This is a genomic window from Mesorhizobium sp. M1050, from assembly GCF_040318715.1.
Classification (GTDB): domain Bacteria; phylum Pseudomonadota; class Alphaproteobacteria; order Rhizobiales; family Rhizobiaceae; genus Mesorhizobium.
Genome location: NZ_JAMYMV010000117.1, coordinates 1 through 11,301, shown reverse-complemented (window position 1 = coordinate 11,301; position 11,301 = coordinate 1). Strand labels below are relative to the sequence as shown.

At 61.4% G+C, this 11,301-nt stretch carries 8 protein-coding genes and 2 pseudogenes; all 10 read right to left on the bottom strand.

Going from position 1 to position 11,301, the window contains the following annotated elements; genetic code table 11:
- Positions 1-252 precede the first annotated feature (252 nt).
- Positions 253-576, bottom strand: coding sequence for an isopentenyl transferase family protein (locus NKH57_RS32265; protein ID WP_352950339.1), 324 nt, complete (start codon positions 574-576; stop codon positions 253-255).
- 400 nt (positions 577-976) lie between these two features.
- Positions 977-1,276, bottom strand: coding sequence for a transposase (locus NKH57_RS32260; RefSeq protein WP_352950337.1), 300 nt, complete (start codon positions 1,274-1,276; stop codon positions 977-979).
- Between the two features lie 95 nt (positions 1,277-1,371).
- Positions 1,372-1,581 (bottom strand): annotated as a pseudogene (locus NKH57_RS32255) (IS6 family transposase); the annotation flags it as partial.
- 113 nt (positions 1,582-1,694) lie between these two features.
- Positions 1,695-4,430: an ATP-binding cassette domain-containing protein gene (locus tag NKH57_RS32250; RefSeq protein WP_352950335.1), complete on the bottom strand. Its 2,736-nt coding sequence runs from the start codon at positions 4,428-4,430 to the stop codon at positions 1,695-1,697.
- Positions 4,427-6,622: an NHLP family bacteriocin export ABC transporter peptidase/permease/ATPase subunit gene (locus tag NKH57_RS32245; protein ID WP_352950333.1), complete on the bottom strand. Its 2,196-nt coding sequence runs from the start codon at positions 6,620-6,622 to the stop codon at positions 4,427-4,429. Before NKH57_RS32245 ends, NKH57_RS32250 begins: the two co-directional genes overlap by 4 nt.
- Positions 6,607-7,869, bottom strand: a complete 1,263-nt coding sequence (locus NKH57_RS32240; RefSeq protein ID WP_352950331.1) for an NHLP bacteriocin system secretion protein — start codon at positions 7,867-7,869, stop codon at positions 6,607-6,609. The genes NKH57_RS32245 and NKH57_RS32240 overlap by 16 nt, the downstream gene beginning before the upstream one ends.
- A gap of 72 nt (positions 7,870-7,941) precedes the next feature.
- Complete coding sequence (locus NKH57_RS32235; protein ID WP_352950329.1) at positions 7,942-9,915, bottom strand: RiPP maturation radical SAM C-methyltransferase; 1,974 nt, start codon at positions 9,913-9,915, stop codon at positions 7,942-7,944.
- On the bottom strand, positions 9,912-10,424 hold the full coding sequence (locus tag NKH57_RS32230; protein ID WP_352950327.1) for a hypothetical protein: 513 nt from the start codon (positions 10,422-10,424) through the stop codon (positions 9,912-9,914). Before NKH57_RS32230 ends, NKH57_RS32235 begins: the two co-directional genes overlap by 4 nt.
- Positions 10,378-10,782 (bottom strand): GNAT family N-acetyltransferase, encoded by a 405-nt coding sequence (locus tag NKH57_RS32225; RefSeq protein ID WP_352950341.1) that lies wholly within the window; start codon positions 10,780-10,782, stop codon positions 10,378-10,380. Before NKH57_RS32225 ends, NKH57_RS32230 begins: the two co-directional genes overlap by 47 nt.
- Positions 10,772-11,301, bottom strand: a pseudogene (locus NKH57_RS32220) (radical SAM family RiPP maturation amino acid epimerase); the annotation flags it as partial. The pseudogene NKH57_RS32220 and the gene NKH57_RS32225, both read right to left, overlap by 11 nt.

Below are 11,301 nucleotides of genomic sequence, written 5' to 3'. Positions count from 1 at the left end.
CAGCCACGCCAAAGCGCGGAGGTGCTAAGGTTTCCGATCGGGCGCCGCTGCTGAGGTAATCTCCACGGCCGCCATGTAGCCTCGCGGGTGAGGCGCTCACGGCAGGGACTCGCCGCCCCGTGAGGGCCGGGAACGAACGCATTGGCAAACGGAAAGCCCACTTGCCAGACCAGCGCCCGGCCGGCGTGGCAAGTAGGCCGGCGGTTCCAAGCGGAGACATTGATGCCGGACTATGTCGTGCTTTGCATCGCATTAAGCTGCCATTCTGGAAAGTCGCGTTCCTGCCAACGTTATTGGAGCTCTTTGCGAAGCCGCGGCATTTTCATTGATGGTCAGGCTGTGCTCTCTCGCAAAACGAATGGCGCAAAGATATCCGTCAACGTCTTCCAAGGTGGGACGGACCGCATCTTCATTCCAGTGAGCCGCAAGTTCCTGTAGCGATGAAGGTCGTCCTTGTCTTGGGACAAACATGTCTGTGACCCGACGCTTTGCTCTCTCTAGAAAGGCGTCCGAGTTGCCGAGCCGCAACCGCCTTACATGCCACTGAAAGCGCCATCCCGATGCTGACTCGCGCATGTGAATTGAGAAGGGAGATCGAGCCGGCTTCGAGGATGAGCCCAGGCTGAGATCTACGCTCAGCCACGTGCATGATCGCTTACGATGGGCAGTCACGGCGTGGATGATGCCCGCGGTTAGGGGGCGTATCCAAGTAAACCCGCTGGGTAGATTGCAGTTCGGAATCCGAGGCACGCCCGCTGCCGGAGTGGTGGTCATGCGGCTTGGCGTAGAGCGAGTTTCTTGTGCTCGCGCAACCGAGGCGGAAGATGCATGGCGCATTCGAACGTCACCCAGCGCCTTAAACTTGCGGTCTCGGCCGCCGCGGAACGTTACCGCAACTCGCGCGTCGCTCGACGCACCCGGGATCATGAAACGCCCAGCGCCCTCACACTCGCCGCCGCCAGTGTCGGCGGCGAGGTCAGCGGAATCCGCAGACGCACCTTGCCGGGATCTCCAGCTCGATCACCGCTGGGGGCGCCGCCGGCACCGAAGCGGCGACAGGCTCATCGGGAACCACGATAACTTCGGCAAAGCCCGTTTCGCGGGCTTTCAGCGTGCGGCGCCCCTTATAGATCAGACTGGTCGCGACATCGTACTGACGCGCTACCGCCGCCACCGTGGACAAGGACGCGAATGCCGCCGCCAGTATCCGGCACTGATCCTCTTCACTCCAACGACGCCGCCGCTCCGGCCCGGTCAATAACGTCACATGGCTCATGCTGTGCTGCTAACTACGCTGGTAAGGACGACCTTAAGAGCGCAGCCTCGCTACCATGCCATCCTCCCGCAAGGCGGCCTCCGCCGGAGGCGTACTTTTCCAGTGACGCTCCGCTTGCGCCGGTTGAATCGGTCCAGCAGCTCAAGCGAGAAGTGCACGACCCAGCGGTGGACAGTGGAATGGTCGACGTGAATGCCGTGCTCGGCCGTCATCTCTTCCAGATCACGCAGGCTGAGATTGTAGGCAAGATACCAGCGAACCCACAGTAGGATCACGGATCGATCAAAATGGCGGCCTTTGTACATGACAAAACCCGGAAAAAGAGCAAGCGTTATGCAGCAAATGACCTTTCCGAAAAGTTTGCGACAGAACCATAATGGCCGCGTGTTGCTGGGAACAGTTCTTGTTCCGGCCCCTTTTAGAGAAGCTGGCGTTGTGCGAGCCGCTTGAAAATCCGCCCCTTCTGCAACAGCTCGAGATAGCTGCCGCTTTCAGCTATGCGGCCGTCATTGATAACGTAGATCAGGTCGGCGGACTCCAGGGTTGACATCCGCTGAGCGATGGCGACCCGGGTGCACTGGAGGCTGCGCAGATTGTCCATGACGCGACGCTGCGTGACATTGTCGAGCGCGCTGGTGGCCTCGTCCATGATCACGACGCGCGGTTTGCGTGTAACGGCGCGCGCAATCAACAGCCGCTGGCGCTGGCCTCCGGAGAATGTCATGCCGCCCTCGGCGATGGCGGTGTGTAGCCCCATGGGGAGATCCTTAACCACATCATCGAGGGCGGCAATACGCAGTGCTTCCATCGCCTCGTCTTCGGAAAGCGGGAGGCCGGCTGCAATGTTGTCGTAGATTGAGCCTGCTAGCAGGCGGCCGTTTTGCAGCACGACGCCGTATTGACGCCGCATATCCCGGAGATCGACAAAGCGGAGGTCGGTACCGTCGAGATAAATATTGCCCGACTCGGGAACGTCGAAGCCCAGCAAGAGTCGGATGATGGACGACTTGCCAGCGCCGGATGAGCCGACCAAGGCGACAAACCGCTCGGCCGGGATGCGCATCGACAGGCCCTTCAGAACAAGCGGCGCGTCCGGCGCATAACGGAAACGCACGTCGCGCAGCTCGATCTCGCCGCTCCCCCGCGAGAACTGGCTGCCCTGACCGATCCGTTCCTCCTTCGCCTCGAGGATCGGACGGACACGCTGGAAGTAGGCTTGCAGTATGACGATGAACAGCGACGCGCGGGTCAGCGACATGACTGCGCTGACGAACTGGCCAAGAGCAACGTTAAAGCTCGCAAACTCGGCGACCGACATCAGCGGCGTATAGGGACGCGGGTCGTTGGTCGAGCGGAAGAAGGCGAACAGGTTTCCGCTGTGCGCACCCAGAACAACCAGCACGACCACGGTCAGCAGCGGTCCGAAGCCAGATCGCAGAATAGAGAGACAATTGCTCAGGATGCTCTGCCGCAGGCTGAGGGTCACCGTGCGCCGGTAGGTGCGGAGCCAAACGAGGAACGCCTCGCGCTCGGCGCCGGCCACCCGCAACTTCGCGATAGCGCCCAGCAGCTGCAGGACAGTGCCCTGCTGCTTTCCCGACAGCTCGAGCGATTCGAAATTGTAGCTCAGGATGCTCTTGCCGATCAGATAGGCAACGCCGGCGAACAGCACCGAGACGAGCACCAGTAGCAAGGTCACGCGCCATTCGAAGTAGAGCATCAGGCCGACACTGAAGATCATCGACACAGCGCCCGAGAAGACCGTCATGATTGATCGGCTGATCAGCTTGCGGGTGACGTTGATGCTATCGGCGCGACTGGCGAGGTCGCCCGCCGTGAAGCCGCGGAAGAATGGCACCGGCAGGTTGAGGAGCTTGATCCACACAGCGGCCTGGATGCGGTTGTCCGCGCGCGCCTCCAATCTCAGGCCGCTCAGCGACTCCACGAGATTTGTGCTGGTCATGCCGAGCGCTAACAACAGCAGCAGGCCGCTGATCACGCCGACTTGGTCGAGTTCGGCATCTGGAATGATGGGGTCCAGCAGCCAGCCGAGGGCCATCGGGGAGGCGAGTGAGAAAAGGCCGGTCAGAACCATCGTAGCGATGATGGCGAGCACGTCGGCACGGCAGTTATGCAGGCCGAAGCGCAGGAGGCGCCAACCGGTTAGCATGCCGTCAGGAAGCGGGATGTAGAAGGCGTAGGCGGTGCGGTTGATCGTTGCGCCGGTCTTGGCATCCACTGCCTGCGGGGCGCCACGGCCGTAACACAGGTAGCGATTGCCGGAGCGGATCAGCGCGCAGGGTGCGGATTCGGGTCCCACGGTCGCTAGCAGTGGGCCGAGGTCGCCTTCCCACCAACGGCCCTCCAAGATCAGTTCCCGATACTGTAGGTGGTTGTCCCGAGCGATCTCGTCGATGGCCCGGGCCAGCGGGGGTGGCGTAATCTTATTGCGACGCCGCGGCAGCGCCGGATGGCCGAGCGCACGTGCCACGCGAGCGGCGATCGTGCCGATCGTCTCGGTTTCCTCACTGCCTTCGACCGCAGTTTTGATGCTTATCAGATCAACGAGGTTGCCCAACTCCGTGGCGAAATCGCCTTCCGCCGCGAGACGTGACGCTTCATGCGCCGCGGAGTTTTGGGCAAGTTCCCCTGCACGGCTGGCGATAGCCGCCCTTACGGCTCTTTCGGCAAGTGCCAAGCCTGGGTCTTGGCTAGATGGCCTGGCCTGCCATGGGGCTAGCAACGCAAGCCAGCCGTTCTGGGCTTGTTCGAGCGCCGGCCGGGCCTCCACGTTAGACGCAAGCTCCCACAGCGCCTTGCGCGTCGTCTCGACGATCTCAGTGTCGGCTGATGGCACGCCAATGAAGCGGAACTCATCGCCGGCCGGCAGGGAATCGATTAGCCCACCCGCCTCGACTGACAGAAACGGGTACCGACCGTATCTGTCCACAAGAAATATTTCGACGGATCCCGAAAGCACGAGCCATATCCGGTCCACTGTCGTGACATCGAACGTGTTGTTTCCGCCCACAATCCGGCGCTGTCCGGCAATGCCCAGCGCCGATGCGAGCGTCGATCCGGGTGCCTTCCAGCTCAGCGTAATGATCGCATTGAGTTTGGCGCTATTATTGAGGAGGACGTCGACGATGTTCATCCAGCCCTCACAAGGGCGGCATAGACCCCGTTGGCCGCCTTGAGCTTTTCATGCGTGCCTCGTTCCACGATGGTGCCATTCTCGAACACGAAGATCTGATCGCAGTCACGAATGGTACTGAGCCGCTGGGCAACAATAAAGCATGTCATGCCCCTCAGCCGCATGTTATGGTCGATCTGCGCTTCGGTGACGGCATCCAGCGCGGCAGTCGCCTCGTCCAGCACGAGAATCGTTGGGTTGCGGGCCAGGGCGCGGGCAATCTCGAGGCGCTGGCGCTGGCCACCGCTCAGATTGGTGCCCCCCTCGCTCAGCATGCCCTCATATCCGCCGGGACGTCCCAGGATCGTTTCGTGAATACAAGCGTCCCGCGCCCCGCGCACGATCGAACGCGGGGCGGTAGCACGATTGAACAAGGCGAGGTTGTCTTGAATTGTGCTCTCGAACAGGCGGATGTCCTGATCCACCCAAGCGACGTTCGAGGTGAAGACGTCGCGGGGCACCTCGGCAACCGGGTAGTTATCGTAGAGCACGCTTCCCGAGCGCGGGGGGTAGAGACCGAGCAGAAGATGAACCAGGGTCGACTTGCCGCTCCCGCTGCCACCCACGAAGGCGACGCGCTGCCCCGGCTCGACCTTTAGGTTGATGTCGTGCAGTACGGGCAAGTCGAAGGCGCCGAAGGCAAAACTTAGGTCAGCTATCTCGACTCGCCCGGAGAGTTGTCGGGGCGGTTCCGCAACCGGTGCTGCCGCCTTCGCCGGATGCCCCTCGATCAGCGGATCGCTCTTCGCCGCAAGGACGTCCTCGAGCCGCGCCCAGTGGCCCTTTGCCTCCTGAAGCTGAAGGCTGAGGTTGACGATCTGCTGCAAGGGACTCATGAAGCTGCCGAGCAGCATCTGGAACGCCAGTAGACCACCTATGGTCATCTCGCCCCAGATGATCAGGACCGCGCCGAAGCAGAGAACCATTGCCGTCATGATCTGCCCGAGCAGGGTCGGCGCCGCCCCCAGCGACAGGGAAATGCGTTCGCGCGACTGGAACTGGTTCACCGCGTGCGCCTGGTAGCCCGACCAAATACGGAAGAAATCCGACTCGGAGCCCATGGCCTTAATGGTCTCGATCGACTGAAGGCCGGACATCGCGGCGGCGGCTATTTTTGCACTGATATTGAGGATGACCATGTTGCCGTCCTTCAATCTGCGGCGCACAAGTGCGACAGCAGCGACGTTGCAGGCCACCAGCAAAATCGAGACGATGGTGAGTGGGAGGCTGTAGGCCGCCATCACACCTGCATAGACAATCACCATTGCCAACTGGGTGGCCGCTGTCGGCAGGGGACCGGAAACCAGAATGGCAAGCTGATTGGCCGAGTGGGCGCGACTGACGATGTCGCCGTGCTGGCTCTGCGTAAGGAACAGCAGCGGGAGGCGCAGGACGTGCCACAGGAAGCGCGCACCGATCATCACTGCCAATTTCAGCTGTAGACGCATCAGCACGCGCTGTTGCAGCCAAGTGACAGTGGCCTCCAGTGCGACTCCAAATAGCAGCGCCACGATGATGGGAAACAGCCAGGTGTCGAATCGGCGTACTAGGACCTCGTCGACGAACACTTTGATGAGCGCAGGGAGCAGAATCGACGGCAGCGCAAGCATGACGGTTGTGGCCGCCATCACTACGAGCGCGGCTCTTGACCCAGATGTCCAGCCGAACAGGGTCCGCAGCATACCCTGCCTGTAGCCGCCTGGTTTGAAATTGGATCCGCGCTTGAACTCTAGCGCGACGCCCGAATAGTTTTCGTAGAATTCTTGGTGACCGACGATGCGTCGGCCGAGGGCCGGATCGTTGATCCGGATACCGTGACCTAACCGGCCTTCGACGACGACGAAGTGGTCGGCCGACCAGTGGGCGATGAATGGCAGCGCAAGGGAGTTGAGCGCTTCAATCGGGAGCTGCTGCCCGCGCGCCTCTAGGCCATAGTCCCGCGCCGCGTTGACTATATTGCTGGCGCGCGCGCCGTCACGCGAGACGCCGCAGGCTTGGCGCAGTTCGTCCAACGGGACAAAACGGTGGAAATACCCCAGGACCATGGACAGCGCCGCAGCGCCGCAGTCCGCCTCCATCTGCAACACTGTTGGCGTGGCGACAGCCCGCCGCAGCCGCAGGGTGAACTCACGGCTGGTCACAGATGCGCCCATGTCCGCACGATGGGCAGCACAAGAGAGAGCGGAGTGACGCGGTCCACTACGATATTGACGGCGGCGGTCGTGCCGGGCGTCACCTCTGTCAGTGGACGGGCGGCAGATGTCCAGTGTAAGCCGTCCGTTGTATCCGGATCTGCCTCAAGCTCGATCTCGATGCGCACCGGAGCGCCAGCGCCCATCAAGGTGTCGACGAGCGCCTCGTTACCGAGAACGGCCAGCAGGTCGCCCCGGGACACCGGTAGCAGGCTCACTTGGCTGACCTGGCCCTTGATCGACCCGTAGATTTGTTCATCGATGGACGAAGGACTGATAAGTGCATGCATGCCCGCAACCACGCGCTTGCCCTGGTCGATCGGCAAGTAGGCGTGAACGATCATGCGTCTCTCCAAAGTACTGGATTCGACCGTGATCAGGTTCGTTCCAGCGGCAACCGTCGCATTGGGCTGGGTTGTAATTTCACTGACCGTGCCGTCGACCGGGCTGCGGATCGCGGAGCCGACCTTGAACTGCACCTGTAGATCACGGTAGCTGGCTTCCGCACCGATCACCTTTATGCGCAGTTCGGTTCGGCTCCGATGAACCAAGTCTTCGAATTCGATCTCCTCAGTCTGTAACTTCTGAATCTGGTCGGTCATTTGACGGATGGAGCGCTGCACGTCGATGAGGCGGCCGAACTCAAGCTGTTCCTGGATGCGGGTGGCAAAACCGCGCTTCACTTCCGTCACAAAGGCCTCGTACAGGCCTTGAATCATCTGGCGGTTCTTCTCTGCATCCGCAAGGCTGGCCTTCAGCGATGAAATCTCTTGGTGGAGAGTCTGCCTGCGCCGCTCCACATCTGCATGGGAAGTCTTATCGTAATTTTCAGACTCCCCGCGTTGCGCTTGGACAGCGATCCGCGCCTGCTCAAGGCGCTCCGCGACCTCGTCGAGCTTAACCGTGACCAGAAGATCGCGGCGGGTGACCGTGTCCCCGGGTTTGACGTGAATTTGCGCGACTGTGCCCCCTGTCCGGGCTACCACGTCGGCAACGACGCTACGATCGAGCAGAATAACGCCTTGACCCTTGGCATGGAAGGCGAGCCGGCCAACAAACCCCCAAGCCACCGCGCCACTTACGCAAAGCGCGAGCGCAACAAACAGAATCCACGTCGACCGCGATGTGAGTTGGATCGCTTGGTTCAAATGCTCAGGATCACGAAGGGCACGTGGGCTCTCTGCGCTCGTCGTCACAGGGTTCAGCATTTTCTCTCCCCAAGCAGCTGAGAACACCAACGGGCTGTCGCCCTGCGGATATGCAATCGCAGCTGTCCTCATTCACGTGGCGGCACTCACAGGCCTGACACGTCGGTCGAAATAGCCTCCCGGAAACGCGGTCGGCGCGGGCATTGGCGTATATGGATTCCAGAGCGGGAGCCCAACCAGCCGCGCATCCAGCCGCACGACCAGCTTGCGAGCGATCATGTCGGCTATCGCCCCGTTAATCTCGGTCTGCATCACATTCGGCGTGCTCAGCCGTTCGCGCAGGCGGGCGTCTGGCATGCCTTCGTCAGCAGCTAAAAGAATTTCGCGCGCCAGGCCTTTGACCCGGTGTTCACGGTCCACTGCTATGGCGCGCGTGTCCTCGACCGTTATCTCGTCGCCGCTGTCGCGCATCGACAGCATCGGCAGCTTCGGCTCGTTCCAGGCTTTCAGCCATGAATCGATACCCTGGGTAACGGCATGCAGCCCCGGACGACGGTTCGCGGCGCGCGCAGCGAAATGGCCGCCGACATCGTTGTCTTCACTGTCGTCGAAGTAGTAAACCAGATTCGCGAGATCGGCCTCCGAGAGCGGATAGACGTAGCGAAAAGAGACGGCTGGGCGCAGCTTCAGCCTATGTTTGTCGGCTGCGCGATGATAGAGGCTGTAGCGCTGGTAGCGCAACCGAACCGCACGTCCTGGCTGGAGATGATGCAGCAACGGCAGCCAGGAGGCTATTTCCGCATACCAGGCGTCGCTCTCGCCGGGGAAGCCCCACAGCATGCTCCAACTGACCCGCACGCCATACTGGCGGCACCATTTCAAGAGCTGAACATTGTGCGCTGACGTCGTTCCCTTGCCCATCAGCTTCAAAGCACGGGTATCCAAGCTCTCGATACCTGGCTGGATCCAGCGGACGCCCGCGGCAGCCAACTTCTCGACTTCATGGCGTTTCAGATTGGCTTTGACTTCGAAGAAGATCGCAAGCTTGTCGGGTAGGGCGGTGAGGCGAGGCAGGGTCTTTTCGAGGTAGTCAATGGCTAGAATGTTGTCCACCGCTTCGATGCGCGACGAGCCGTAGCGCGCCGACATCTCTATCATCTCCTCTGCGGCCTGCCCGGCCGGTTTCTGGCGATAGGTAATCGATCCGCCGTTCAGCCCGCAGAACGTGCAGGGGCTGCGCTGCCCCCACCAGCAGCCGCGAGAGAACTCCATCGGCAGCCCCGGATAGACGCGGTCGGCGTAGAGCGATCGTCCAAGTTCGGCAAAATAGTCAGAGAAATCGGGTAGCGGCAGGTCATGCATGTTTTCGACCACTGCGCGGGGCACCAGGTCGCCCATCGACGTGGCGGGATAGCCGGCCTCGCGATGCCCTGGGCCGAAAACGCCGAATGGCAGGTCAGCCGGCGGAATGGCTCTTCCGTGATTGAGGATGTCGCAACACAGCGCGCCGAGCAGTCCGTCAGCCTCGCCCGACACAACGTAGTCAACCCACGGGAAACGCGCGTGAGTGGTACGCCCCATGACCGATTCGCAGTTTGCGCCACCCATGAGAGTCACTAGGGCCGGTGAGCGACCGCTCAGTCGGCGCAGCAACGCGAGTGAGGGAACATGCTGGGCGAAAGTCGAGGTGCACCCAACCATGGCCGGCCCTTGCTCCAGTATCTTGTCGGCTGTCCAGTCGATGAAGCCGCCGATGAGCGAGCGCAGCTCGAGGAGATGGGCACGACGCTCGGCCAAACCGTTGTCTGGGTGTATCGGATTGCGCTCGAAATACTTGTCGAGGAAGACGTCGTGGTCTGCTTCGTAGTCGGGAAAAGCGATGCCTGCGAACAGCCAGTCAACAAGCGCATCCTCAGGGAGAGAACTCTCAAGCAGATTATGGTCGGCGAGGCCCACGTATTCCAGGAACCAGATGTTGGCATACGCTATCCTGGATCGCAGTCCGGCCCGGGTCAGCGCTGACTTCAGCAGACCAAGCGCCAATGACGGCCGTTCAATTGCCGACATCGGCATGTTGACCAAGACGATCGGCACATCGGCGCTCATGTCATGCCACTCTTTTCATTTTGATCCAGGCATGGGCTGACCTGGCTCAGCCGTGGTTTCATGCGATGGAGTGCAAGCAAGCCATGCGCGGCTCCATGACCGGAACGGTGAACGTGCTGTTGACCAGTTCGGGAAAAGCGCACCGGAGGCGCGCTATTTCGAGCCACATTGGCCGTATCAAGTCCATTGCCTGAAGACTGGCGCGGATGAACGAGCAGGTCCAGCGCAACGTGTCGGAGTGGGGCCGTTGGGTGGATCGCCCAGCCACGGACCGCTCCGCTCTCGGCATCAACCAGCGCCAGGCTCATGTGCGGGTCACTTTCCTCCTCGTAGATGACCGGATAGACGTTCACGCCGGGCTCGTCGAAATCCCGGATCATCGCTCGCTGGTCGGCGCCAAGCGACCGCCGGCCGACGATGCGGTAGCGGGCCGGCAAGCGCGCCTCGACAAGCCATGGCGTCTCAAACGTGAGCGGCACGGTGGTGTGGCAGACCAATTTGTTGACCATGGGTCGGGTCCAGTCGTTCTTCACGAAAAAGCATGCGGCGTCCTGCTTGTGATCGCGGACGCACAGGAAATGAGCCTAGCCTGAAGCCGAGACCGCGGAACTCCCCTTCGATCGCGTCCAGCATGGAACTGCCAAAGCCCGTTCGGCGGAACATAGGCAGGACGTAGACCGAAAGGAATTCGAACTGCCCGGAAGAGCCTGGCACGGCCAAGGCAAGTCCTGCTGTCACGTCGGTTGTGCGCGCCGCGACGCTGCGGACCGTGGCTGCGAAATGGCTTGTCACCGCAGTCCACACTGCCGGATAGGTAAGATGCCGTACGTCCTTTAGACGGACGTAGCCCAGTATCTCAGGTCGCATCGGCATGGGCGACGCCCGTGCGGGAGGCCGCGTATTTGCCCGCTTCGATGCGGCTCGTCGTCCTCTCGCTGGTCTGCCCGGCGAAGCTGTCGTCGAGGTCCTCTTCGATCACCCCCGCCGCGTATAACTGATCGAGCAGATCGGCGACTGCAAGGGCGCTCGCTCCGTCAGCTATGACGCGCAAGACCAACTCCGACGCTGTGCAGTCGCCGCACGCGATGAGATCGCCAACGGAGATCGGAGCGACATCATCATCTATCCGGTGTTCAATGTTGCGTGAGCGGAGATGGAAGTGCCGGTTCCCTGCCTCGTATTGCAGATCTCCGCGGAAGCGGATCGGCAGGTTCGCAGGTGGGCTTTCGAACATATGCTCGTCGATGATGCACTGCAGCCCTTCCCGGAACTCGTCGGGCGTGCTGAAGAAACGTTCGTCGACGATGCGGTAGCCGAGAGGCCAGCGTTCGCTACCCGGTACCGGCGTCACCAGTTGTAAACGTCCTTGCCGCATATTTACGAGGA